Origin of the sequence: Sphaerisporangium rubeum, from assembly GCF_014207705.1 — a bacterium.
GTDB classification, from domain to species: Bacteria; Actinomycetota; Actinomycetes; order Streptosporangiales; family Streptosporangiaceae; genus Sphaerisporangium; species Sphaerisporangium rubeum.
The window spans coordinates 398,446-423,842 of the sequence record NZ_JACHIU010000001.1; the positions used below are offsets into that span (position 1 = coordinate 398,446).

The window sequence follows — 25,397 nt, forward strand, 5'->3', positions numbered from 1 at the left end:
CTGTGACGGCTACGCCTGGTCCAGGCGCCGCCTGACCGCCTCGGCGGTCGCGCGGATCGCCGCGCGGACCGGTGGGGTCACCGGCGCGTCCACGCCGAAGTCGCCGCCTTCCACGCCGAAGACGACCAGTTCGTCCGGCAGGGATCCGAGGGCTTCGCCGAGGGCTATGGCGTCGGCCAGGCCGAGCGCGTGTGAGCTGGCGCGCCAGGCGGGTGCGGGGCCGGGTCGCGCGTCGTGGTGGACGGTGCCGGGGACCGCGCCGGAGGAGACGGCGTCGACGACGATGGCGAGGCGTGCGCCGCGCCAGGTCGTGACCAGGTGCATCGGGTCGCCGGGGCTCTCGGTGAGTGCGACCGACGGCGGCAGTCTGCCGCGCAGCAGGCGGACGACCTCCAGGCCGGCCGCGTCGTCGCCGCGCGAGTCGCCGCCGACGCCGATCACGACCCGGTCAGCGCGCATCGAGACACAGATCGAGGAAGTGGGTGGCGCAGGAGATACATGGGTCGTGGTTGCGCACCACGCGTTCGCACAGGGCCACCAGCTCCTCGCGCGGCAGGCCGAGGCGCGGCTCGACCAGGTCACGCAGGTCCTCCTCGATGCGGGCCTGGTTCTGGGAGGTCGGCGGCACGATGTCCGCCGCCGCGATCAGGCCGTCGGCGTCGATGCGGTAGCGGTGGTAGAGGGTGCCGCGCGGGGCCTCCGACGCGCCGTGGCCGGTGCCGGGCCGGGGTTCGACGGGGACGGCCGGCGCGTCCGGCTCGGTGTAGCCGCCGATGATCCGCAGGGCCTCGTCACAGGCGTGCACGATCTCGACGGCACGGACCACGATGCTGCGGAACGGGTTGCGGCAGACGTCGCCGAGCCCGGCGTCGCGCGCCGCGGCGCGGGCCAGGGGGGAGAGGCTGCCGGAGTTGAGCGAGTAGCGCGCCATGGCCCCCACCAGGTAGCCGGCGGCGCCGTCCAGCCTGGCGTGCATGGCCGTGGTACCCGGCACCTGCTCCTCGGCCACGTGCTCGGGCCACCGCTCGACCGGGAAGCCGCCGCCGTCACCGGTCGCGACGGACCCGGACAGGATGGCGTACTCGCCGGGGTGCCGTAGCGCGAGGAACCGGTAGTCGTGCTCGACGTCGGGGAAGTCGAACCCGCCGACCCATGCCACGGTGGCCAGCGCGTGCTCCCTGGCCTCACGCAGCCGCTCGGCCACCCCGGCGAGCTCCTGGCGGCGCGGCACGCGGTGGAAGCCGCCGACCCGCACGTTGACCGGGTGGATGGCCCGGCCGCCGAGCGTCGCCACCAGTTCGTTCCCCGCCTTCTTCAGCGCGAGGCCGCGTTCCACGTGGACACGGTGGTCCGCGGCCATGGCGATGCCGCTGTCGTACCCGAGGAAGTCCGGCGCGTGCAGCAGGTAGATGTGCAGCGCGTGGGACTCGATCCACTCGCCGTAGTAGAGCAGGAGCCGCAGGTCGCGCAGCGGTCCGGTCACCTCGACGCCGCAGGCGGCCTCGATGGCCTGGCAGGCGCTCATCTGGTAGGCGACCGGACAGATGCCGCAGATGCGCGCGGTGATGTCGGGAGGCTCGGTGTAGGCGCGGCCACGCAACAGGGCCTCGAAGAACCTCGGCGGCTCGTAGATGCTCAGCCGCAGGTCCACGACGCGGCCGTCGCGCGCGCGCACCACGAGTGCGCCTTCGCCTTCCACCCGGGTCAGGCCCCCGACGCGGATCGTCTTATGCGTCACCCTCCGCCTCCTCCGACGCGCGCAGGAACGGTTCCTCCGTGGCGTTGAAGGTGCGGTAGACCCGCACCAGTTCGGGGTCGCTCATCCCGAGCTCGCGCAGCCGCGTGTTCAGCGCCGCGGTGTTGGTGGTCTCCGACGGGCCGAAACAGCCGTAGCAGCCCCGGTTGTACGCCGGACAGAGCGCGCCGCAGCCGGCCTGGGTGACCGGACCGAGGCAGGGGGTGCCGTGCGCGACGAGCACGCAGACGTTGCCGCGGGCCTTGCACTCCACGCACACGCTGTGCCGGGGGACGACGGGACGCCGGCCGGCGAGGAACGCCGTGATGACCTCAAGGAGCTGGCGCTTGTCGATCGGACAGCCACGCAGCTCGAAGTCCACCGGCACGTTGGCGGAGATCGCGGTCGACCGCTCCAGGGTCGCGATGTACTCCGGCCGCGCGTAGACCACCGAGGCGAACTCCCGCACGTCGGCGAAGTCCCGCAGGGCCTGGATGCCGCCGGCCGTCGCGCAGGCCCCGATCGTGACCAGGCGCCTGGAGACGCGGCGCACGTGCCGGATGCGTTCGGCGTCCGCGGGGGTGGTGACCGACCCCTCCACCAGCGACAGGTCGTAGGGGCCGGGCCCTGGAGCGCTCGACGCCTCGAGGAAGTAGGCGATCTCGACCTCGGCCGCCAGGGACAACAGCTCGTCCTCGCAGTCGAGCAGCGTGAGCTGGCAGCCGTCGCAGGAGGCGAACTTCCACACCGCGAGCCGCGGCACCGGCCCGGCCATCACAGTTCCCGCACCGAGAGGAGCCCGGCCACCCGCCGGTAGTCGAGCACCGGGCCGTCCAGGCACAGCAGCAGCGGACCGAGCTGGCAGTGGCCGCACCGGCCGACGGCGCACTTCATGTTGCGTTCGAGCGACAGCACCACGCGCGCCGGCGGGACGCCGCGGCGGACGAGGTCGTCGGCGACGGCGCACATCATGGCCTCGGGGCCGCACACGAAGGCGGTGGTGCGGCGCGGCTCGAAGACGATCCGGTCGATCAGGCGGGTCACCGGTCCCACCGGGCCCGGCCAGTCCTGGTCGGGGTGGTCGACGGTGACGTGCACGTCGATGTCGTGCGCGAGCCGCCAGCGGGTCAGCTCACGCGGGTAGAGCAGCGTCATCGGGGTCCTGGTGCCGGCGATCACGCTGATCCGGCCGTAGCGCCTGCGGTGCGCGGCCAGCTCGCGTACGACCGTGCGCAGCGGCGCGAGCCCGAGCCCGCCGGCCGCGACGACCACGTCCCGGCCCGCGGCGGCCGGCACGTCCCACGAGGTGCCGAACGGGCCGCGCAGCCCCACCACGTCACCGGGCCGCGCGCGGCACAAGGCGTCGCTGACGGCCCCGACGGCGCGGATCGTGTGCACGTGGGCCCCGGTGCGGCCTCTGCCGCTCATGGAGATCGGGATCTCGCCGATCCCCCGCGCGTAGAGCATGTCGAACTGGCCCGGCAGGAACGCCGGGGACGGGCCACGCAGCGGTTCGAGCGCGAGGGTGACGGTGTCGGCGCGGTCGGGACGGCGGGAGCGGACGCGGTACGGCGCCGGCGTCATCGGATGCACGTCAGCTCCTCGGTCACGTCGATGCCGGTGGGACACCACGTGACGCACCGGCCGCAGCCGACGCAGCCGGACACGCCGAACTGGTCGTACCAGGTGGCGAACTTGTGGGTGAGCCACTGGCGGTACCGCGCGAGCGCCGTGCCGCGCACCGGCGCGCCGCCGAGCTCGGTGAAGTCGAGCGTGAAGCAGGAGTCCCACCGCTCGGACCGCTCGGCGACGTCGCCGGACAGGTCGGTGATGTCCTCCATGGTGGTGCAGAAGCAGGTGGGGCAGATCATGGTGCAGTTGGTGCAGCTCAGGCAGCGAGACGCGACGTCGGCCCACCGGGGGTGGTCGTGGGCCGCCGGCAGCCACTGCTGTACTCCGCTGACGTCCACCGACCGGCCCATGTGAGCAGCGGCCGTCCGGGACACCTCCAGCGCGGCGGCGTGGTCACAGTCGGTCGCGGGGCCGTGCGGGACCGCGGCGAGGACGGCGGCGCCGCGGTCGCCGCCGGGTTCGATCAGGAACCGGTGCGGGGAGGCCAGCTCGGTGATCGCGAGGTCGTAGCCGGCGGTGGCCTTCGGGCCGGTCCCCATGGACGCGCAGAAGCACGTGCCGCCGGGAACGGCGCAGTTGACGGCCGCGAGGAACAGCGCCTCACGCCTGCGGCGGTACGCGCCGTCGGGGTGCCTGCCGAGGAACACCCTGTCCTGTACGGCGATCGCGGCCAGGTCGCAGGCCCGCAGGCCGAGCAGCGCGACCCGTGGCGCCTCGGGTTCCACCTCCTCGAACTCCTCGCCGCGTGCGCGCACCAGGGTCAGGCGGGGAGGCTGGGTCCAGCGCTTGGCCGAGTCGGGGCTCGCCGCGTAGCCGAAGATCATCTCGTCGTCGCGCTCGGTCAGCCGGTACGCGCCGGGCTCCTGCGCGTCCCCCACCCCCGCAGGCAGCTCGGCGGCCGACTCGATCTCGGCCATCCGCACGGCGCCGTCCTTCACGGTGGGGCCGACGACGGTGTAGCCGGCGGCCCGCAGCGCCGTGATGAGCGGCGCGAGCGACGGCGTCACGACGGCATCCATCGGCGTCCCCCCAACGCTCCAGGCAGCTGGAGATATATCCCCTCTCATCCCTTTCCTATGACCTATTTCCTGGATGCGGTCGGAAGTCACCTGTCGCAGGGTCTTTCGTCCCTGGCGCGCCGCATCCTGGCCCAGTCGGCGCGTTCCTGCTCCTCAAGGGCCAGCTCACGCTCGGCGAGCGCCGCCGCGAGGCCCGGTATCCACCGCTCGCGCAGCGCGCGGGTGCGACGGCGCGTCCACGCGACCTCGGCCTCCGTGGCACGGACGGCCCCGAGCGCGACGGCGTGCCGCACCCCCGCCGCGAGCGCCGCCTGGCAGGCGGCTCTGGCCGGGAGGAGCGCGGACGTGAGCGGCAGGTGCTCGGGATCGGGAGGGAAGTGGCAGACGACGTCACGATGATCACCGGTGACCTCGACGCGCACCCGGCCCGCGGGGGTGCCGGACCGCAGCGCGCGCTCGCCGCCGAGTGCCGCCACGCGCGACGTCCAGATCTCCGCCTCGGCCAGCGCCGCCGTCCAGCGCTCACCGGTCCGCGCGGCGAGTTCGGCGAGCCGGTCCCGTTCCGCGCCGAGCAGACGCAACCGGCGGTCCAGCAGGACGAGGCCGCGTGCGGCGGTGGCGAGCCGGCGCCGCAGCCACAGCCGGCCCGCGCGGCCCGGCGGCACGGAGATCCTCATGGCCGGTAGAAGGTGTCGACGGCGGCCGGGTCGAGCATGGTCAGTTCGGCGCGCGGCAGTGTGGACAGCACCTGCCACGCCAGGTCGAACGTCTCGCCGAGATCGTGGGACTCGGTACGGCCCTGCGTGGCGAGCCGTCCGGTGAAGGCGCGGGCCAGGTCGAGGTACCGCCGGTCCAGCGGGCCGAGCGCGTCGGCCCCCACCAGCTCGGCCAGCTCCTGAGCCTGCCTGGCCCGCGCGAGGCCCGCGAGGAGCTGCGCCGCCAGGTCGGCGTGCTCCGGCCGCGTACGGCCGGCCCCCACGCCGTGCCGCATCAGCCGCGACAGCGACGCCAGCGGATCGACCGGCGGATAGCCGGGGACGTCGCGCGACAGCACGATCTGGCCTTCTGTGATGTATCCGGTGAGGTCCGGCACCGGGTGCGTGACGTCACCGGCCGGCATGGTCAGCACGGGGAGCAGCGTCACCGAGCCCGGCAGGTCCCGCACCTTGCCGCACCGTTCGTAGATCGAGGCCAGGTCGCTGTACAGGTAGCCGGGGTAGGCCCGGCGCGCCGGGATCTCCCCCCGCGCCGACGACACCTCACGCAGGGCCTCGCAGTAACTCGTCATGTCGGCCAGCACGACGAGGACGTGCCTGCCGAGCCGGAACGCGAGGTGCTCGGCGACGGTGAGCGCGATGCGCGGGGTCAGGACACGCTCGATCACCGGGTCGTCGGCCAGGTTCAGCAGCAGCACCAGGTCACCGGCCGAGGTGCGTGCCTCCAGCGTGTCACGCACCCCGAGCGCGTCGGCGTGCGTGAGCCCCATCGCTGCGAACACCACGTTGAACGGCTCCCCCGGGGCGTGCGCCTGCGCGGCGATCTGCGCCGCCAGGTCCAGGTGCGGCAGGCCGGGGGACGAGAACATCGCGATCTTCTGACCGCGCACGAGCGTGGTCAGCAGATCGATCACCGAGACGCCGGTGAGGACAGGCTCCGACGGCGGCAGCCGCCACACCGGGTTCACCGGCAGCCCGCCGACCGGCACGGACTCGGCGCCGGACACCGGTGGCCCGCCGTCGAGCGGCTCCCCGAGCCCGTCGCAGACCCGGCCGAGCCAGCCGGGGCCGACGGGGACACCGAACGGGGCCCCAGAGAACGCGACACCGATCTCCCCCGGAGCCATGCCTGAGGTGCCTTCGAGGACCTGCACCAGCGCGAGGTCCCCCGAGACCTCAAGGACCAGCCCGTGCCGCCGCCGTCCCCCGGCGAGGCGTATCGACGCGAACTCGTCCCACCCCACGCCGCCGGTCCCCCGCACGACGACGAGCGGACCGCGGAGCTCGGCCACGTCGGTGTACTCCACCTCGATCACGGCGGGATCCTCACCCGGACTCCTTGGCCCGCAGGACCGCGGAGAAGTCGCGGCCCTCGACGTCGCCGGCCGGCGTCCCCGCCGCCACGAGCGCGAGGCACTCGTCGACCGCGCCGAGCACGGCGCCGGTCAGCGCGAGCGTGCGATCGGGTGCGCAGTACGCGTCCACGGTGCTGAGCGCGCTCTGCTGCAACAGGCCCTCGCGCAGCAGGCGGCCGGCGAGCAGGACGACGCGCTCACGCGGATGCAGCGCCGTCGCGCCGACCAGTTCGGCGAGCCCGGACAGGTGACCGGCCTCGGCGAGCAACGCGCTCACCCGCGCGCGTGCCGCGGCCCAGCCTTCCCCGCCGTTCCTGTCGTGCCACGCGGCGAGCGGCCCGGCGTCGCGGGAGAACGACGCGTCCCACGACACCGCGGGGTAGTGGCGCGCGTACGCCAGCTCGCGGTCCAGCGTCCACAGGGTCCGCACGAACCGTTCGGTGTGCGTGGTGACCGGCTCGGTCATGTCACCGCCAGGCGGCGACACCGCGCCGATGATCGTCACGGAGCCCGTGCGTCCGCCGAGCGTCGTGACCCGGCCGGCCCGTTCGTAGAAGGCCGCGATCGCCGACGCCAGATCGGCCGGGTAACCCTCCTCGGCCGGCAGCGTGCCGGCGCGCGAGCCGAACTCGCGCCTGGCCTCGGCCCACCGTGACGTCGAGTCCGCGATCAGCACGGCGCCGTACCCCATGTCGCGGAAGTGCTCGGCCACGGTGACCCCGGTGTAGACGCTCGCCTCACGGGCCATCATCGGCATGTTCGAGGTGTTGGCGATCACGACCGTGCGGTCGGCGAGCCGGCCGCCGGTACGCGGGTCGGTGATCCGCGCGAGGTCGCTGATCACGTCGGCCATCTCGTTGCCGCGTTCGCCGCAGCCGACGTAGACGACGACGTCGGCATCGCACCACTTGGCGATCTGCTGGAGCAGCACCGTCTTGCCGGTGCCGAACCCTCCCGCCGCCGCCGCGGTGCCGCCGAGCCGCACGGGGAACAGCAGGTCCAGGACCCGCTGGCCGGTGACGAGCGGCACGGGCTCGGCGAGACGTTCCCGGCACGGCAGAGGTTCGCGCACCGGCCGGCGCGTGACCATGCGGACCTCGGCGTCCCCGATGGTGGCGACCACGTCACCGGCCGCGTACTCACCGGCGGGCCGGATCGAGCCGACGGCGCCACCGGGGGACAGGACCAGGTACGGCAGGCCGCCGGCCGTGCCGACCGCGCCGACCGGAGTGCCTCGCTCGGTGGCGCGTCCCCGCGCGACCAGCGGGTCGAACCGCCACCTGCCGGCCGGGGTTCCCGCCAGGCGGCGGGGTTCCAGCCACATGGGGGCCCCGGTCAGCGGCCGGAGCAGCCCGTCGAACACCCCGCCGAGCAGGTGCGGCCCGAGGACCGCCGACAGCGGGCTCCCCGTGGGTTCGACCGGGAGGCCCGGTGTCAGGCCGCCGGTGTACTCGTACATCTGCACCGTCGCGCGCTCGCCGCGCACGGCCACTATCTCGCCGGGAAGGCCCCGCACGGTCACCAGGTCGAACATGGCGGCGCCGCCGAGGCCGTCCACCTCGACGAGCGGGCCGTTGACGCGGGTCACGGCAGCCACAGGCGTTCCACCTCCCCGCCGAGAGAGTCGATCATGTGGTCCGCCAGGACGGGGAGCGTGGCGTCCACGCGCCGTCCGGGGCCGCGCGCCACCACGCCGCCGTCGGGGTGCTCCTCGACCACCAGGTCGTCCCCGGCCGCGCGCCTGACGTCCTGGGACAGGCGCCGCAGGAGTGCGGGGTAGCAGGGGTCGGCGCGCAGGCTCCGTGCGTCGTCCCGCGCGCGGCGGCGGAACTCCTCAAGCGCCTCGCGCCGCGCCACCAGCACGATCCGCCGGCGCCGCCGGCCCACCTCGGCCCGTACGGTCACGGCGTACGCGGCGTGCTCCGCCTCGCCTTCGGCGCGCGCGGCCGACAGCAGAGCCGCCGCCTCCTGCCTGGCCGCGGCCACCACCGACGCCGCCTCCGCACCGGCCCGCTCCGCCGTGCGCGCCGCACTCCGTCCGGCCCGGCGCAGCAGCTCCTCCTCAAGCGGCAGCAGTGCCGCCTTCCGGGCCGTTTCCTGGGCCGTTCTCTGGGCCGTCCCGTGGGCCGTCCCCTTCACCGTTCCCCCACCGGCATGACCACCGTGAGCCGGTCCTCGACGGGGCCGAGGACCTCGGCGGCCCACGCGGTGAGGATCACCACCTCGATGTCCTCAGGCAGGGACCGCCAGGCCGCACGCACCCCCTCGGGGTCCCGCGCCGGCAGCACGACCGCGCCGGCCAGCGCGAGACACGCCAGCCGGCCCGGCTCCCCGATGGCCGCGACGCCACCCACGGTCACGCTCTCCCGATGAGGATCACCGCGACGACCAGCCCGTAGACGGCGATCCCCTCCGCCAGTCCGACGATCACGATGGCGCGGCCGAACAGCTCGGGACGTTCGCTCATCGCCGCCAGCGCCGCCGCACCCGTGTACGCGACGGCCACACCGGCGCCGATCGAGGAACCCGCCACCGCGACCGCCGCGCCGATCAGCGCGGCCCAGTTCGCCTGCGCCGCCTCGCGCGCCGCGCCGCCGGTCGCCGCAGCGGGGCCGCCGAGCGCCGCCGCGGTGAGGACGCCGAGCGCGATCAGCAGGACGAGCGCACTGACGGCGATGATCCCTCGTCGTGCCGCAGCGGACATCGCGGTGCCTCCTTCGCACGCAGCGGACGGAAGGGACGTCCCTCCGCCTGGAAGATCCGGGAGAACAGCTCGTAGTAGGAAAGGCGCAGCGCCTGGACCGCCGCCACCAGCGCCTCCAGCGCGAAGGCCAGCAGGTTCCCCGCGGTGAGGACCAGCACCGCGAAGGCCGGGGCCGTGGGCCACAGGCCGGTGGTCGCGCGCCACACGATCCAGCCGATGGCGGCGTGGGTGAGGCCGAAGGCCGCGAGCCGCGCGAACGACGCGACGTTCGACCCGATGCGCACCACGACATCCACCGAACGGATCACGGCCTGCGTGACGCCGCCGCCTTCCGCGAGGAACCCCGCGAGCACCAGCGCCAGACCCGTCACCGCCACCGCGAGCCCGGCGGCCGTCAGCCACGTCCACGCGAGATACCACCCACCGGCCGCCAGACCCATGCCGGCGAACGTCGCGCCACCCGCGATCCCGGCCGGCGAGTACAGCGCGAGCGCGAGGCCGCCTTCGCGCCACCGGTTGACACCGCCGAGCAGGTAGGCGCCGCTGAGCAGCAGAGCACCCACACTCAGCGCGGCGAGCAGCAGCGGCCCCGGGTTCGCCATCGGTTCGAGCCACAGCACGGGAACCAGTCCCGTCGGGCCGAAGAACTCGCCGTACAGCAGGCCGAACACCACACTCGCGAGGCCCGCGCCGGCCACGAACGGCCACGCGCCGCGGTACCGCGCGAGCCTGGCGGGCCACCCGGCGCGCAGGGCCGCCGCGAGGCCGAGCAGCATCAGCCCGTGGCCTGCGTCGCCGAACATCATGCCGAACATCAGCACGTAGGCGAGGGCCGCAGGCGCCACGGGGTCGAGGTCGGCGTACGGCACCGTCCCGTAGGTCCGCACCAGCGGGGTCACCGAACCTCTGAGCCCCTGTCCGCGCAGCAGGGACGGCGCCTCCACCCCCGGCGGATGAGGAAGCGGCACCACCGCGCCACCCGCCGGCGCGAGCGTGCGCGCCAGCGCGTCGGCATCTCGCGCCGGCGTCCAGCCGAGCACCACCGCCACGTCGTCGCGGACGACGGCGTGTCCCGCGCACTCCTCGACCCCGGCCGCGCCGTCCATGTCCACGCACCCGGTGCCGGCCGCGAGGCCGAGCACGTCGTCGAGCGCGTCCTGCGGCGCGGCCACCGCGATCCGCCGCATACGGACAGGGACGAGCGCGTCACGCCAGCTCATCGACGTCCCCCCGGTACACGGCCGTCGCGCCGGCCCGCTGCACCCGCCAGGCGTCGGCGGCGAGCAGCGCCACCGCGCCGACGACCGGCGAAGGCCCGAACGCCGAGCCCGACAGCATCGCCGTGCCGTCCCGCTCGACCCTCTCCCACCAGCGCGGCTCACCCCGCCACAGGTCGCCTGGCCGGTCCAGCCCGGCGAGGACCCAGCGCGCGGACGACGGCAGGGAGGCGGTCATGTCGCGCAGCGAGCCGGCGTCCAGGGCCCGCGGCCCGAGCAGCGACTCGGCCTCGCGGGAGAGGTGGAGGCGGCGTCCTTCCAGGAAACGCTCGCGTGCCACCAGCAGCGCGGTCGCCGCCGTGGCCCACGCCGAGGCGGGACGTACCGTCCGCGCCACCTGAGCGGCCCACGACAGCCGCATGCCGAGCTGGATCCGCCGAGGCTCCGGCCCGCCGGGGTCACCCCAGGGGGACGCGGCGAGCGCGGCACGGATGCCGGCCGGCGCGGTGAGATGCCGCAGCCGCGGCCACGCCGTCGCCAGCGCGCCGAGGTCGAACCGCGGCGCGACCCCGGCGAGCACCGCGTCCACGTTGGCGATCTCGAACCACCGCGCCAGCAGCCGGATCACGGCGGCCCCCTCGGCAGGCAGCCACCCCGCCAGCACCCGCAGATGCCACAGCAGGCAGTCGAGCACCGCTCGCTGCGCCTCGGCCAGATCCTGTCCGGCCCGCACGTCGTGGCCGTACGGCGTGGCGGCGAGCACGGCCACCACCTCCTCGGCCGACCCCGCGAGCGCCACCCGCCGCGCACCGGCCTTCCCGAGCCGCCGCCTGGCCAGCGCACGCGCACGTGTCGTCCCCGCCACCCACGCCGCGCTCATGACCCGCGCACCGAGGACCAGATCACGACCGTCACCCGCGCGAGACCCACGGCCGGACACCGGATCGTGCACGCCGCGCTCATGACCCGCTCGCCAAGGACCGGATCATGTCCGTCACCCGGTCGACCTCACCAGGCATGCGCCGCGCGGCGCGCTCACGGATCACCTGCGCTTCCTGGCGGGCCGCGTCGAGTGTGGCGTCGCTCTCGGCGTCGAGCGCGGCGCGAGCGCGGGCCGCGGCCTCCGCGCGTTCCACCCCGGCCGCCGCTCGCGCGTCCGCCACGATCGCCGCCGCCTGCCTGCGGGCCTCGGCGAGCGCCTGCTCGGCGTCGCGTCCGGCACGCGTGCGGATCTCCGCGCACCGCGCGTGGACGTCCTTCAATGCCGCGAAGACCGGCGCCACCTCGGCCGCACGCTCGGCCTCGACGTCGGCGGGCACCCCCGCCGGCGCCGCCGCCCCCGGTGCCCCGGCCGGCCGGAACCGGCCGAGGAAGTCGTGGAGCCGTGCCATGGTCTCCCCTGATGGTCCTGCCTGGACACCGGCCACCGGCGAGGTGCGGCCCCCCGCCGCACCACCCGGAGTCGTGACCTTTCCGACCAGGTCTTCCTGGTCCCTACCCTGTCGCCGACCAGGGGAAAGGCCTCACTTCCTACGAGTCGACGACTTCTTCGGCCCGCGCGGCGCCGCTGGAGAGCCGGTCCCGCGGAGTCAGCCGGCCGGTGCGGTTCAGGCGTCCGACGGCGAACGCGGACGCGAGGCCCGCGGCGGTGAGCAGCAGCCACGGCAGGCCGGTCAGCCCCGTGGTGGCCGCGAGGTCCATCGCGGCGCCGCTGACCAGGTTCCCGGCGAGGATGCCGATCGCGGACAGCAGGTTGTACAGGCCGTAGTAGGTGCCGGTCAGCCGCCGGCTGCCGAGGTCGGCGATGGTGGCCATCTCGAACGGGAAGACCATGAGCGAGCCGAGGGTGAGCAGGAGCGCGCAGGCGACCAGCGGGGCCGGGGTGAGGTACGGCGGGAGGCGGACGTGCGCCGCCACCAGCAAAGGTGTGAACGCCAGGGCCATGACGGCCAGGCCGCGGGCCATCGACGCGCCGCGGCTCCACCGGGCCGCGCACCAGGCCGTGACCCGCACCTGGCCGGCGATCCCGGTGATCGCGGAGATCGCGTAGAGGACCGCCACCTCGGCCGCGCCGCCGCCGGTCCGCCGTACCTCCAGAGGCAGACCGAGGTACATCTGGTAGGACAGCGCGTACGAGGTGATCATCGCGGCGGCGAAGGCCAGGAACGGACGGTTGGTGAACGCCTCGCGCCAGTCGTGCAGCACGGGACGGCCGGTGCCGGTGCCGGGCCTGGCCGGCAGCCACCGCCACTGCAGGACGGTCAGCACCGCGAAGATCCCGGCCGCGGACAGGCACATCGTGCGGAACCCGGCGCCGAGCAACGCGAGGCCCACGAGCGGGCCCGCGAGGATGCCGGCCTGGTAGAAGACGTTGAACACCGCGAACGCCTCGACCTTGCGTTCGCCGGCCTCGTGCGCGAGGCAGGCGCGCGCGGCCGGGTTGAACAGCGCTCCGGCGAACCCGCTCAGCACGGCCGCCGTGACCAGCACCCCCACGTGCTCCGACAGGCCGAACAACGCGAACCCGGCGGTACGCAACGCGCACCCCGCCATGATCATGGACTTGGGACCGAGCCGGTCGGCCAGGGTGCCACCGACGAGGAACAGGCCCTGCTGGCTCATGTTGCGCAGCCCGAGGACCAGCGCCGCCGTCCACACCGCCAGCCCGGCGTGACCGGTGAGATGCTGCGCCAGGTACGGCATGAGCATGTAGAAGCCCAGGTTGATGCCGGCCTGGTTCACCTGGAGCAACCGCACCGGACGGGGGAGCGACCGGTACTGACGCCAGGTGGCGATCACGCCGGCTGTCCCTCGCGGCGCAGGGGGTCCGACACCGTGGCGCAGCGCGTCCAGCGGAGTACCTCGCGTTCGGCGGGAACGGCGATCTCGTCGGGCCCGTCGGCGGGGGTGACGCCGAGCAGCCCGTTGGCGGCGCAGAAGTCGTCGTCGTACACGGTGTCCCAGTACCGCCACGGCCCGTCGGGGAAGATCGCGACGATGACCGGGTCGCCTGCCTGGGTGGCGGCGAGCCAGCGGGCCACCAGCGCGACCGCGCCGGTGCTCCAGCCGCCGGAGACGTAATGCCTGGCCGCGAGGGTCCGGCAGGCCCAGACCGCCTCGGCGGCGTTGACCCAGTGCACCTCGCTGAACGCGTCGTAGGCCACGTTGCGCGGATGGATGCTGCTGCCGAGCCCGCGCATCAGGCGAGGCCGCGCCGGCTGGCCGAAGATGGTCGACCCGACGGTGTCGACACCGACCAGCGTGAGGCCGGGGAAGTGCTGGCGCAGCACCTTGCCGATGCCGGCGCTGTGGCCGCCGGTGCCGACCGAGCACACCAGGATGTCGATGTGCGGCAGCCGCGCGAGCAGTTCGTGCGCCAGCCCCGCGTACGCGCCGACGTTGTCGGGGTTGTTGTACTGGTCGGGACAGTACGCGCCGGGGATCGCGCGCAGCAGGTCCTGGACGCGCGTCCGGCGGGCCTGCTGCCAGCCACCCGTGGGGTGCGGCTCGGTCACGATCTCCAGGCGCACCCCGTAGGAGATCAGCAGCCTGCGCATGAGCGGCTCCATCCCCGGGTCGCCGACCAGCACCACCGGGTGGCCGAAGACGATGCCGGCGAGTGCCAGGCCGAGCCCGAGCGTGCCGCTGGTCGACTCGACGATCGTGGCCCCCGGCCGCAGGTCCCCTCTGGCCCGCGCACGGCGGATCATGTGCAGGGCCGGCCGGTCCTTGATCCCACCGGGATTGAATCCCTCCAGCTTGGCCCAGAACCCTCCCGGCACGACGGGATCGGAGACGTACGCCAGCGGTGTGTTGCCGACGGCGAGGGAAAGCGACGAGGACGCGATGAGTGGCGCGTCCTGCGGACGCGTGACGGTGTTGTGCGAAGACATGTGGTTTTCCCCGAAGTGAAGGACGCGGGCATGACGGATCGGCCGTTACTCCCGGCGGGAGCGACGGCGGTCACGGCAGCCGCCTATATGCGCATCACATGGAGAATCACCGGTGAGAATTCCGGCGCCGCGCCGGGGAGAGACATCCGTCCGGCGTATCGGACCATCTGCCGTGGCCGGGCCTCGGTGGAGGTCCCGGGGGCCGCGAACGACGGCGACCCGGCGGATCCGGTGGCCGAGCAGGTCTGCTCCGTACCGTGGTGATGTCCTGGTGGCAGCGTGCGGTGGCCGCACCCGGCGCCTTGGGACACCGAAGGGCTCACCGGCACGTCGTGGGCCGCGTGTGCCGCCGCCTCCGACATGATCAGCGCCGCGCACGCGCCGCCGTTGGCGAACACCACGTTGGCGATGACGGCGAACGCGAGCACCGCGCCGAGCAGAACCCGGCCCGCGCCTGCCGCGCGCGACCGGGGAAAGCGGGTCTGTGGTGTCGTGGACATCACAGTGAATGCTCCCCTTGGCGGTGGCGGACGCGCCGGACCTGCGATGAATCATTACGTAAAGAAAGGAACACGCGGACACCGGCGGCCGTGCACAGGAGAACGCCACGCCGGTATCGGCGGACGTACCACATTCACGAAACCCGGTCACGCAGACTGGAAATCCCGGGAACCGGAATTCACCGATGCTCGTGGAGGGTTTCGATGACCTTGTCCAGACGGGCCGTGGTCGCGGGACTCGGCGCGTTGGCGACCGGCCGGCCGGTGGGCCCGCCGGTCCCCGCACCTCCCGCACCCCCGGCGCCGCCGCGCGGCGTCACCCCCGAGCGGCTGGCCGAGGACGAGTCGTACTGGGGGGCCGTGGCCCGGCGGTTCGACGTCGAGGAGGAGTTCCTCAACCTGGAGAACGGCTACTACGGCGTCATGCCGGAACCGGTACGGCTGGCCTACCACCGCAACGTCGACCGCCTCAACCGGCAGAACTCCTACCTGCTGCGCACGTCGTACCGAGCGGAGGCCGACGAGGTGCGCCGGCGCGTCGCCGAGGTGCTCGGCGCCGCACCCGAGGAGATCGCGCTGACCCGTGGCGGCACGGAAGCCCTGCAGTACCTGATCACCGGCTACAACCGCCTGCGTCCAGGCGACACCGTGACGTACGCCGACCTGGACTACCACAGCGCGCAGTACGCCATGAACTGGCTCCAGGAACGCCGAGGCGTGCGCGTGCGCCGCGTCACCATCCCCGAACCCGCCACGCGCCAGGCCGTCCTCGACACCTACGACCAGGCACTGCGCACCGACCCCGCGCCGAGACTCCTCCTGCTCAGCCACATGAACAACCGCACCGGCCTCGTGACCCCGGTCCGCGACATCGTCGCCATGGCCCGCGCCAGGAACACCGACGTCATCGTCGACGCCGCGCACTCCTTCGGCCACCTCGACTTCACCGTCGACGACCTCGACGCCGACTTCGGTGTCTTCTCCCTGCACAAATGGATCGGCGCGCCGCTCGGCTCCGGTTTCCTCCACATCCGCCGCCACCGCCTCCCCGACATCGACGTGGCCTACGCCGACGAGACCTTCCCCCGCGACGACATCCGTTCCCGCGTCCACTCCGGCACCATGGACGTCGCCCCCATCCTCACCACCGGCGCCGCACTCGACTTCCACACCACCCTCGGCGCGGCCAACAAGCAGGCCCGCCTCCGCCACCTGAGAGACCTCTGGGTGACCCGGGCCCACGCCATCGGCGGCATCGAGATCCTCACCCCCGACGACCCCGCGATGTACGGCGCCATCACCGCCTTCCGCCTCACCGGCCGCACCACCAAGGCCGACAACACCGCCGTCACCGACCACCTGCTGACCCACCACCAGATCTTCACCGTCCAGCGCGGCGGCCTCACCGGCGGCGACTGCGTCCGCGTCACCCCGGCCCTGTTCACCTCCCGCACCGACATGGACCGCCTGGCCACGGCCCTTCGCGACGTCACCAGGCGCATACCACCACTTCGCCGCACCCGCTGAGCGCCGGACCCGTGACAGTCCACGATTCACGTGACAACCCCTTCCGGGCCGGGGTTCGTAGCGTGGTGGCATGCCGGGGAGAGTGGCCGGCGGCAGGCTTGTGGAGGAGGCGGCGTGAATCCGTTCGATGATCCTGACGGCAGTTTCCTGGTGCTCGTGAACGACGAGGAGCAGCACTCGTTGTGGCCGGCGAAGCTCGCGGTTCCCGCCGGGTGGCGGAAGGTGTTCGGGGAGGCGGGCCGGCAGGCGTGCCTGGACTACGTCGAGGCGAACTGGACCGACATCCGGCCGCTCAGCGCTCGCACGCTCGCTCGTAACTGATCACGCGGCACGCGTGAGGACCGGCACGTCCTGACGGCCGCGCGGTGCCGGGGTCCGCGGAACACGCGACATGGAGAGCGGCAGGGAGCGGCATGGAGGGTGAAGTGCTGACCGACACGCTTCTCGCTCGGGCTGAGCGGACGCCGGACGTGGTGGCCTATGAGAGCGTCGATCCGCTCGGGGCCGTCAGCGCCTTGACGTACGGACAGGTGGCGAGCCGTGCGTCGGCGCTGGCCGATCGGCTGGCCTCGGTGGCGGACGGGCCGGTGCTGCTGGCCTGTCCGGCGGGGCTCGAATACGTGGTCGCGGTGTTCGGCGCGTTCCTCGCGGGACGGGCCGTGATCCCGGCGTTCCCGCCGGGGACGGCGTCGCGGCAGGACGGTGACCGGCTCGCGGGGATCGTCGCGGACGCACGGCCGCCGGTCGTGGTGGCGCCGCAGCGGTACGAGGAGATCGGCGTGCCGGTCGTGCTCGACGTGCCAGGCGCGGAGGCGGACGGGGCCGCGTGGTCGCGCGCGACCAGCGGGGGTGACATCGCGGTCGTGCAGTACACCTCAGGCAGCACGGGCCGGCCCCGTGGCGTGCTGGTGCCGCACGACGCTCTGGCGGCCAACACGGCGGCCATCGTGGAGCGGTTCGGCCTGCGGCCGGACTCGCGGGGGCTGACCTGGCTGCCGCCGTTCCACGACATGGGGCTGGTCGGCGGACTGCTGACGCCGATGGCGGCGGGAATGCCGATGCGGATCATGCAGCCCGGTGACTTCCTCAAGGCGCCGTTGTCGTGGCTGACGCAGATCAGCGAGACCGGCACCACCCACACCGGCGGACCGAACTTCGCCTACGACCTGTGTGTGCGCAGAGCGCGTGGCGGTCAGTCGCTCGACGGGCTCGACCTGTCCCGGTGGCAGGTCGCGTTCAGCGGCAGCGAGACCGTCCGGCACCGGACGATGGCCGGTTTCGCGCGGCGGTTCGCCGAGGCGGGGTTCCGCGCGGAGGCGTTCCTCCCCTGTTACGGCCTCGCCGAGGCGACGCTGATCGTCAGCGCCGGTCACTGGTCCGAGCCGGCCGACCTGGACACCGCGGTGAGCTGCGGGACACCGGTGCGCGACCAGCGGGTCGTCATCGTCGACCGGGAAAGCCATGTGCCGGTGGAGGACGGTGCGGAAGGAGAGATCTGGATCGCCGGGCCGAACGTCACGCCGGGCTATCTGTCCGGCGACGCGGGCGAGCTGTTCGGCGAGCTGGACGGGGTCCGCTTCCTGCGCACCGGAGACCTCGGGTACCTGCGGGACGGCGAGCTGTACGTGAGCGGCCGCATGAAGGACGTGATCGTCTACCGCGGGGTGAACCACCACGCGGTGGACGTGGAGACGGCGGCGCTCGACGCGGCGGGGAACACCGGCCGCATGGCGGCGGCGTTCCTGGTCGACGCCGGCCCCGAGCCGTCGCCGGTGCTGTTGCTGGAGACGCACGGCAGGCGGGACGAGGCGCTGGCGTCGCAGGTGCGGTCGGCGGTGCTGGAACGCACGGGTCTGCGCCTCGGTGTCGTCGGGCTGCTTCCGCCGCGGTCGCTGCCGCGCACATCGAGCGGGAAGATCCGGCGGTCCACGGCGCGGGACGCCTTCCTCGGCGGCTACTACGACGAGGCGCTTCCCGGAGTCAGGGCCGCGCTGACCGCGCCGTCGGGGCCGCCGGGGCCGGCCGGCGGCGCTCCGAGCGAGACGACCACCGAGCTCGCCGGCATGATCTGCGGTGTCGTCGCCGCCGTCTGCGAGGCCGAGGACTGCCGGCCGGCGGACAACCTGGTCGACCTCGGGGTGGACTCGGTGCGCGCCGCGGAGGCGGCGGCCGTACTGGAGCACGCGCTCGGGCTCACGGTGCCGCTGGAGACCATCCTCACCGTGGCCACCCCGGACGACGCGGCCAAGGCGCTCGTCGCCGGATGGCTCGCCACGGGCCAGGCACCCGGTCTCATCCACGATCGGGTGATCACGGCGGGAGCCGGGTGATGGACCTCGCGGCGGGACGCAGACTCGTCCAGCGCTGGCGTACCGGTGGCGACACGCCGGCCGCGCCTGGACCGGCCCCGATGTCGAAGGTCCAGCGCGGGATCATGGTCTTCGAACGGCTGTGTCCCGGCACCGCCGTCTTCAACCTGCGCCTCGCCGCGCGGCACACCGGCGACCTGGACGACGACCGGCTGGACTCCGCGCTGTCCGCGCTGGTCCGCAGGCATCCGTCCCTGCGGTCCACGTTCACCGGCCGGGACGGTGAACCGGTCAGGGTCGTGCGTGACGACGTCGTCCTGACGGCGCGGCGCACGGACCTGCGGCACCTGCCGCCGCTGCGGCGAGCCGAGACCGCACTGGACAGCGCGGCACAGGTCGCGGCCGAACCGTTCGACCTGGAACGCGGCCCGCTGGTGCGCGTGCACACCTACCGGCTCGCGGACGACGAGCGCCTCCTTCTCTTCGTGGCGCACCACCTGGTCTGCGACGGCGGCTCCATGCGGGTGCTGCTGGCCGAGCTGGACGCCGCGTACGGCGGCGGACTCGGCGGCCTCGGCGGTGCGGCCGCCGACCCGGTGCCGGAACCCGCGGCCCCCGGCGCACTCGACCACTGGCGCACCCATCTGGCCGGCCTGCCTGAGCTGGACCTGCCGGCCGACCACGCGCGGCCCGCGTACCCGACGTTCCAGGCGGGTTCGGTACCGCTGCGGGTCCCCGCCGAGCTGGTCGCGGACGCCGAGCGGCTGGCGCGCGGCGAGGGGACCACGCTGTTCACGGTGGTGCTCGCCGCGTTCCAGTTGCTGCTCGGTCAGCACAGCGGCCAGACCGACTTCGCCGTGGGGACCCCGGAGGCGGGCCGGTCACGGCCCGGTGCGTACGGCGCGGTGGGCCTGCTGTCCGACATGCTCGTGCTGCGGGCCGACCTCTCCGGACGGCCGACGTTCCGCGAGCTCGTGCGCCGTGCGCGCGCCACCTGCCTGGCGGCGCTGGCGCACCGCGGCGTGCCGTTCGAGGACGTGGTCGCCGCGCTCGCGCCGGGACGCAACGTCGGCGGTTCGCTGGTGCGCGCGAGCATCGCCTTCCAGGGGGAGTGGGGTGAACCGGCGCTGGCCGGCGCGCCGATCGAGCAGGTCCCGATCCCCCGGCCCGGCATCCGCTACGACCTGGACCTGCATGTGTGGCGGGACCGGGACGGGCTGTGGGGCATGTGGGACTACAGCACCGAGACGTTCGAGCAGGCGACGGCGGCGAGGATGGCGCGACGGCTGCCGGTGCTCCTCGCGCGGGGCCTCGCCGAGCCCGACACCCCGATCGACCGGCTCGACCTGCTCACCGGCGAGGAGTGGGAACTCGTCACCGGGTGGTGGTGCGGCCCGCACACCGACGATCCCGACGTCAGCCTGGTCGGCCTGTTCGAGGCGCAGGCCGCGCGGTCGCCGGACGCGGTCGCCGTCGAGGACCACCGGCGCGCGCTGACGTACCGGGAACTGGACGAGCGCGCCAACCAGCTCGCGCACCTGCTGCGCGGACGGTCCGTCGCGGCGGGGGACGTCGTCGGCATCCGGCTCGGCAGGTCGGTGGACCTGGCCGTGGCCATGCTCGGGATCATGAAGGTCGGCGCGGCGTACCTGCCGCTCGACCCGGCGTACCCGGCCGACCGGACCGGCTACATGCTCCGCGACAGCGCGGCACGCCTGGTCGTCACCGACGCCGAGCTGGCGGCGCTCGACGGGGAACCGGTGTCCGGCGGTTTCGGGCCGGTGGCGCCGGACCGGACGGCCTACGTGCTGTACACGTCGGGTTCCACCGGCCGTCCCAAAGGGGTGCTCATCACGCACCGCAACGCGGCGGCGATGGCGATCTGGGGCGGCCGTGCCTTCTCACCCGGTGAACTGTCCCGCGTGCTGGCCTCGACGTCGGTGTCGTTCGACGTGTCGATGTTCGAGTTCTACGCGCCGCTGTGCGCCGGCGGCACGGTGGTCGTCGTCGAGAACGCGCTGGCCCTGCTCGCCGCCGACCCGCCGGACGTGACGCTGGTCAGCTCGGTGCCGTCCGCGGCGCGCGCGCTCGTCACGGCCGGCGCGCTGCCGCCGAGCACACGGGTGGTGTGCCTGGCAGGAGAGGCGGTCACCGGCACGCTGGCCGACGACCTGTACGCCACCGGCCACATCGAGGCCGTCCACAACCTCTACGGCCCCACCGAGGACACCACCTACTCCACCGGCACCCTGCTGCGTCCGGGGGAACAGCCGCCGCCGATCGGCGCTCCGCTGCCGCACGGCCGGGGGTACGTGCTCGGCCCGGACCTGCGGCCGGTGCCGGTCGGCGCGGTCGGCGAGCTGTACCTGGCGGGCCGCGGCCTGAGCCTCGGCTACGTGAACCAGCCGGGGCTCACCGCGTCGCGGTTCGTCGCCGACCCCTACGCGACCACCCCCGGTGAGCGCATGTACCGCACCGGCGACATGGTGCGGTACCGCGCCGACGGGGCTCTGCTGTACCTCGGCCGGCGGGACTTCCAGGTCAAGGTGCGCGGCCAGCGGATCGAGCTCGGTGAGATCGAGAGCACCCTGCAACGTCACGCGCACGTCGGCGACGCGGTGGTCGCCCTGCGGGACGGCAGGCTGGTCGGCTACCTCACCGCGCGCGGCACGCAGGCCCCCGACCTGGACGACATCCGGTCCTACCTGCGGCGCACGCTCCCCGTCGTCATGGTCCCGAGCACCCTCATGGTGCTCGACGCGCTGCCGCGCACCCCGAACGGCAAGGTCGACCGCATGGCGCTGCCGGCCGCGGACGCGCCGGTCGCGACCGGCGGGGAGCCGCCGCGCGGACCCGGCGAGGAACTGGTGGCCGAGGTGTGGCGGCGGGTGCTCGGTCTGGACGCCGTCGGCCGGGACGACGACTTCTTCGACCTCGGCGGCGACTCGCTGAAGGCCGGGGAGGTCGTCATCGGGCTCAGGGAACGGTCGGGCCACGCGTCCCCGCTGCGGCTCGTCTTCGAGCACTCCAGGCTGGCCGACCTCGCCGCGGCGCTCGCCGTGCCGGGACCGGCGCACGACGGGCCGGTGGTGCCGCGCCGGTCGCCGGACGCGCGGCCTGTGCTGTCGTTCGAGCAGCAACGCGTCTGGCTGGAGTGCCAGCTCAAGTCGAACGTCGCCTACAACCTGCACGGACGGCAGTGGCTGCGCGGGCCGCTCGACGTGCGGGCCCTGGAAGGCGGCATCCGCGCGATCATCGAACGGCACGAGAGCCTGCGCACGACCTTCCCCGTCGTCCGTGGCCTGCCTGAGCAGCGGGTCACCGATCCCGACCCGTCCTGGCGGCTCCGCGTCGAGGACCTGTCCGGGGTCGGCGAGGACGCGGCAGGCGCGGCCGAGCGTCTCGCCGACGACGAGGCCGCACAACCGTTCGACCTGGTACGCGGGCCGCTGCTGCGCTGCGTGCTCGTGCGGCTGAGCGACACCGAGCACCTGCTCAGCATGACCGTCCACCACATCGTCGCCGACGGCCGGTCGATCGGGCTGATCCTGCGTGAGCTGTCGGCGCTCTACCGGGCCGGCGGGGACCCCGCGCGGGCCGGTCTCACGCCGCCGCCGGTGCAGTACCCGGACTACGCGGTGTGGCAGCGCGCCACCCTGACCGACGAGTACCTGACGGCGTCGGTGGAGTACTGGCGCGACCGGCTGGCCGGCGCGCCGGCCGCGCTGGCCCTGCCGACCGCCGGCCGGCGGCTGCCTTCGCAGGGTGCGGCCGGTGGCAAGGTGAGTCTCGCGCTCGGCGCCGACGAGGTGGCCGCGCTGCACAAGCTGTGCCGGGTCCACCGGGTGACGCCGTTCATGGCGATGCTCGCCGCGCTCGCGGCCGTGCTGCGCCGCTGGTCGGGACAGGACGACGTGGTGGTCGGCGTCCCGGTGGACACGCGGGGGGCCGCGGGCACCGGCACGCTGGTCGGGTTGTTCGTCAACACCGTTCCGCTGCGGGTGCGGCTCACCGGCGACCCGGCGTTCCGCGACGTGCTCGACCAGGTGCGGAGCACCGCCGTCGAGGGGTACGTGAACCACGGCACGACGCCGCTGGAGGTCCTGGTCGGCAAGCTGCGCACGGTGCGGGACCCGTCGCGCACACCGCTGTTCCAGGTGCTGCTCAACATGATCGAGGACGCCGACGACGAGTGGCGGCTGCCGGGGGTCGTCGCGCAGGCGCCTGAGCTTCCCCCGCAGCCGAGCAAGTTCGACCTCAACCTCGACGTGCACCACAGCGGCGACGACTACCGGTTCGAGCTGCTCTACCACGCCGACCGTTTCGAGGAGCCGGCGATGCGCGCGCTCCTCGGCCAGGTCGCCGCGATGCTCGCGGCGGCGGCCGACGACGCGTCGCGCGGTGTGCTGGGGTACGAGCTGGAGCCTGTGGCCGAGAGCGGCGCCTCGGATCTGGAACCGGCCGGTGACCAGCACGCCGGCCCCACCGGTCTCACCGGCACGCACAACGGTCTCACCGGCCTCACCGGGGACGACGTGCTGGCCGTGCCAGGCGGCGACACCGGTCTGCTGCGGTGCGCCATGTCGCTGGCGACCCCCGCCGGGGCCGTCGTGACGTCGGCCGGCGCGGCCGGCGCTCCGGAGACGCTGCCTGGCCGGCTGCGCGACACCGGCGCGACCGCGGTGTACCTGACCGGGCCGCTGCTGCGGGCCCTGGTGCCGTACGCGGCGGGGACCGTCCTGCCGGCGCTGCGCAAGGTGTTCCTCGACAACCGAGGCGACCTGACGGCGCACGACGTGGCGGCGGCGCGACGGCTCGCGCCGGGGTGCCGGGTGGTCGCGCTGTACCGGACGGCCGGGGGAGACACGCCGCTGGCGGCCTTCGAGGCGCCGGCCGCCTGGTCGCCGTCCACGGCCCCGCTGCGTGTGCCGGTCGGCCCGGCACTCACCGGCCGTCCCGCCGACGTGCGCAACGCCGCCGGAGCACGGGCCGCGACCGGCGAGGTGGGGGAGCTGTACGTCGATGGCATCGGCACCGGCGACCTGGTGCGGCGGCGGCCGGACGGACTGGTCGAGTTCGCCGGACCCGCCACCGACCCGCTGGAGACCGTGGCGGTCCTGCGTGACGTACCCGGTGTGCGGGACGCGGTGGTGACCGGGGAACACGAGCTCGTGGCGCACGTCGCCTGCCGCACGGCCCTGGTCGATCTCGACCGGTTGCGGCAGCGCCTGGTCACCCACCTGCCGGAGTACCTGATACCGCGCCACGTGGTCACCCTTGAGCGGCTCCCCCTGACCGCCGCCGGAGCGTACGACCTGAGCGCGCTTCCCGGCCCCGACGGTGACGGCGACGAGCGGCTGAGCCGGATCCTGGCGGTGACGCGCGAGGTGCTGCGCACTCCGGACCTGGTCGCCGACGACGACCTGGCCGACCACGGAGGGACGTCCCTGTCGGTCGTCAGGATCGTCGCCGTCGTCAGCCGCACGCACCACCTGGACATCGATCCGCGCCGGCTCGACGGCACCGTCACGGTCCGCGAGCTGGCCAGGGTCGCACAGCCCCTGGAGTGAGCACCGGAGAACCGCGGTGAGCCCTGAGCGTCGAGCCGAGCACTGAAGCGAGCACTGAGGTGAGGACATGACCGAGGCTTTTCCCGCCGCGCTCGCCGATCTGGTCGAGGCGGTGCGGCAGCTCGAGGGCCTGACGGCGCAGGTCGGGCCGTTCGCGCTCCATCCCGACGCCTGCGACGCGGCGCCTGAGGTGGTCGCCGCGGTGTGCGGCGCGCTGGAGGTCCCGCTGACCTTCGACGCGCCGGTGCGTGACATGGACTTCGCCGTCGTCAGCCTGGCGGCGGAGCTCCGGCGCGCGCAGCGCGCACCGGAGCTGGCCGGCCTGTCGCCACGGGACGCGGCGGCGCAGGCCCTACGGCTGCGCGAGGCCGAGCGGGCCTGGTACCGGACGCACGAGCTGCACCGGCCGGACGGCAGTGTGGTCACGGTCGCGGACGCCGGCCCGCGGGACGCGCCGTGTGTGCTGATCTCACCGCCGTGCGCGCTGAGCCACCGTCTCTCGCTGCCGTGGCTGACGGCGCTGCGTTCGTCGTACCGCTGCCTGGTCGTGCAGACCCGGGGGACGAGCGAGCGGATCGAGGAGCAGGAGCTGTTCGACAAGCGCGGCTACGACGTCGAACAGCAGGTGGACGACCTGTTCGCGGTGATCGACGAGATCGCCACGGGGCCGGTGCACCTCATGGGGATGTGCGGCGGCGCGGCCGTGGCGCTCGCGGCGGCGGCGTGGCGACCGGCCCTCGTGAGTTCGCTCAGCCTCTGGCACGCCGACCTGGAGCTCGGTGACGAGGCCGAGAAGACCGACCACCAGACCAACCTGCGCGCGCTGCTCGACCTCGGCGGCGAGTCACGCGACACCGCGGCGTGGCTGCGCGGCAAGCTCACCAGCGGCCCCATGACCGGCGTCCCCGACCGGATCGGCCCCCTGGTGGTCCGGCCGTACGCCACGGCCGAGCTGTTCTACCGGTACGCCAAGCTCACCGGCGCCACCATGCACTGGGACTCCCGGCGCACGGCCGCCACGATCGACCGGCCGTGCCTCATCGTCACCAGCGAGGACGACGACACCGCGCACCCGGCGGGTTCGCTGCGGCTCGCCGAGGTAATGCCAGGCGCACAGCTTGTGTCGGCCGAACACGGCAACCATCTGGACGCCTTCCAGGCGACCCCCGGCCAGGTCGCCTGTCTGACGTCGTTCCTGACCCGCTGACTTCCTGACCCGC

Annotated in this window: 22 protein-coding genes; 5 read left to right on the forward strand and 17 right to left on the reverse strand. The window is 73.9% G+C overall.

The features are described 5' to 3' along the window. Positions 1-9: 9 nt before the first annotated feature. From BJ992_RS01645 to BJ992_RS01725, 17 genes are all read right to left on the reverse strand, one after another. Positions 10-459: a hydrogenase maturation protease gene (locus tag BJ992_RS01645; protein ID WP_184978195.1), complete on the reverse strand. Its 450-nt coding sequence runs from the start codon at positions 457-459 to the stop codon at positions 10-12. Beyond that, positions 449-1,738 (reverse strand): nickel-dependent hydrogenase large subunit, encoded by a 1,290-nt coding sequence (locus tag BJ992_RS01650; RefSeq protein WP_184978196.1) that lies wholly within the window; start codon positions 1,736-1,738, stop codon positions 449-451. The genes BJ992_RS01645 and BJ992_RS01650 overlap by 11 nt, the downstream gene beginning before the upstream one ends. Further along, positions 1,728-2,510 carry an NADH-quinone oxidoreductase subunit B family protein gene (locus tag BJ992_RS01655; protein ID WP_184978197.1) on the reverse strand — a complete coding sequence of 261 codons (783 nt, stop codon included), beginning with the start codon at positions 2,508-2,510 and terminating at the stop codon, positions 1,728-1,730. The genes BJ992_RS01650 and BJ992_RS01655 overlap by 11 nt, the downstream gene beginning before the upstream one ends. Continuing rightward, positions 2,510-3,319, reverse strand: coding sequence for an FAD/NAD(P)-binding protein (locus tag BJ992_RS01660; RefSeq protein ID WP_184987431.1), 810 nt, complete (start codon positions 3,317-3,319; stop codon positions 2,510-2,512). Before BJ992_RS01660 ends, BJ992_RS01655 begins: the two co-directional genes overlap by 1 nt. Then, positions 3,316-4,386, reverse strand: coding sequence for a 4Fe-4S dicluster domain-containing protein (locus BJ992_RS01665; protein WP_184978198.1), 1,071 nt, complete (start codon positions 4,384-4,386; stop codon positions 3,316-3,318). Before BJ992_RS01665 ends, BJ992_RS01660 begins: the two co-directional genes overlap by 4 nt. Before the next feature lie 86 nt (positions 4,387-4,472). Beyond that, the gene (locus BJ992_RS01670; RefSeq protein WP_184978199.1) at positions 4,473-5,063 is read right to left on the reverse strand and encodes a V-type ATP synthase subunit D; all 591 of its coding nucleotides are present in this window, start codon (positions 5,061-5,063) and stop codon (positions 4,473-4,475) included. Next, on the reverse strand, positions 5,060-6,418 hold the full coding sequence (locus tag BJ992_RS01675; RefSeq protein WP_184978200.1) for a V-type ATP synthase subunit B: 1,359 nt from the start codon (positions 6,416-6,418) through the stop codon (positions 5,060-5,062). The genes BJ992_RS01670 and BJ992_RS01675 overlap by 4 nt, the downstream gene beginning before the upstream one ends. 10 nt (positions 6,419-6,428) lie before the next feature. Then, a complete protein-coding gene (locus BJ992_RS01680; protein WP_184978201.1) occupies positions 6,429-8,054 on the reverse strand; it encodes a V-type ATP synthase subunit A in 1,626 nt (541 codons plus the stop codon). Continuing rightward, entirely contained in the window at positions 8,042-8,596 is a 555-nt protein-coding gene (locus BJ992_RS01685; protein ID WP_184989460.1) for a hypothetical protein, read from the reverse strand. Before BJ992_RS01685 ends, BJ992_RS01680 begins: the two co-directional genes overlap by 13 nt. After that, positions 8,593-8,811: a hypothetical protein gene (locus BJ992_RS01690; RefSeq protein WP_221474640.1), complete on the reverse strand. Its 219-nt coding sequence runs from the start codon at positions 8,809-8,811 to the stop codon at positions 8,593-8,595. The genes BJ992_RS01685 and BJ992_RS01690 overlap by 4 nt, the downstream gene beginning before the upstream one ends. A 2-nt stretch (positions 8,812-8,813) precedes the next feature. Beyond that, positions 8,814-9,161 (reverse strand): ATP synthase subunit C, encoded by a 348-nt coding sequence (locus BJ992_RS01695; RefSeq protein ID WP_184978203.1) that lies wholly within the window; start codon positions 9,159-9,161, stop codon positions 8,814-8,816. Next, positions 9,107-10,381 carry a V-type ATPase 116kDa subunit family protein gene (locus BJ992_RS01700; protein WP_184978204.1) on the reverse strand — a complete coding sequence of 425 codons (1,275 nt, stop codon included), beginning with the start codon at positions 10,379-10,381 and terminating at the stop codon, positions 9,107-9,109. Before BJ992_RS01700 ends, BJ992_RS01695 begins: the two co-directional genes overlap by 55 nt. Further along, complete coding sequence (locus tag BJ992_RS01705; RefSeq protein ID WP_184978205.1) at positions 10,368-11,258, reverse strand: V-type ATPase subunit; 891 nt, start codon at positions 11,256-11,258, stop codon at positions 10,368-10,370. Before BJ992_RS01705 ends, BJ992_RS01700 begins: the two co-directional genes overlap by 14 nt. Before the next feature lie 79 nt (positions 11,259-11,337). Continuing rightward, complete coding sequence (locus BJ992_RS01710; RefSeq protein WP_184978206.1) at positions 11,338-11,769, reverse strand: hypothetical protein; 432 nt, start codon at positions 11,767-11,769, stop codon at positions 11,338-11,340. Between the two features lie 139 nt (positions 11,770-11,908). After that, positions 11,909-13,177 carry an MDR family MFS transporter gene (locus BJ992_RS01715; RefSeq protein ID WP_343072452.1) on the reverse strand — a complete coding sequence of 423 codons (1,269 nt, stop codon included), beginning with the start codon at positions 13,175-13,177 and terminating at the stop codon, positions 11,909-11,911. Continuing rightward, positions 13,174-14,271 (reverse strand): PLP-dependent cysteine synthase family protein, encoded by a 1,098-nt coding sequence (locus BJ992_RS01720; protein WP_184978207.1) that lies wholly within the window; start codon positions 14,269-14,271, stop codon positions 13,174-13,176. Before BJ992_RS01720 ends, BJ992_RS01715 begins: the two co-directional genes overlap by 4 nt. An 83-nt stretch (positions 14,272-14,354) precedes the next feature. Beyond that, entirely contained in the window at positions 14,355-14,771 is a 417-nt protein-coding gene (locus BJ992_RS01725) for a hypothetical protein (protein WP_184978208.1), read from the reverse strand. 204 nt (positions 14,772-14,975) lie between these two features. Between BJ992_RS01725 and BJ992_RS01730 the strand changes: the two genes are divergently transcribed. The 5 genes from BJ992_RS01730 to BJ992_RS01750 all read left to right on the forward strand — a co-directional run bounded on the left by BJ992_RS01730 (position 14,976) and on the right by BJ992_RS01750 (position 25,384). Further along, the gene (locus BJ992_RS01730; RefSeq protein WP_184978209.1) at positions 14,976-16,298 is read left to right on the forward strand and encodes an aminotransferase class V-fold PLP-dependent enzyme; all 1,323 of its coding nucleotides are present in this window, start codon (positions 14,976-14,978) and stop codon (positions 16,296-16,298) included. A gap of 114 nt (positions 16,299-16,412) precedes the next feature. Continuing rightward, positions 16,413-16,619, forward strand: a complete 207-nt coding sequence (locus tag BJ992_RS01735; RefSeq protein ID WP_184978210.1) for an MbtH family NRPS accessory protein — start codon at positions 16,413-16,415, stop codon at positions 16,617-16,619. A gap of 92 nt (positions 16,620-16,711) precedes the next feature. Continuing rightward, on the forward strand, positions 16,712-18,628 hold the full coding sequence (locus BJ992_RS01740; protein WP_184978211.1) for an AMP-binding protein: 1,917 nt from the start codon (positions 16,712-16,714) through the stop codon (positions 18,626-18,628). Then, positions 18,628-24,177, forward strand: coding sequence for a non-ribosomal peptide synthetase (locus tag BJ992_RS01745; protein ID WP_184978212.1), 5,550 nt, complete (start codon positions 18,628-18,630; stop codon positions 24,175-24,177). Before BJ992_RS01740 ends, BJ992_RS01745 begins: the two co-directional genes overlap by 1 nt. Positions 24,178-24,244: 67 nt before the next feature. Then, the gene (locus BJ992_RS01750; RefSeq protein ID WP_184978213.1) at positions 24,245-25,384 is read left to right on the forward strand and encodes an alpha/beta fold hydrolase; all 1,140 of its coding nucleotides are present in this window, start codon (positions 24,245-24,247) and stop codon (positions 25,382-25,384) included. Positions 25,385-25,397 lie beyond the last annotated feature (13 nt).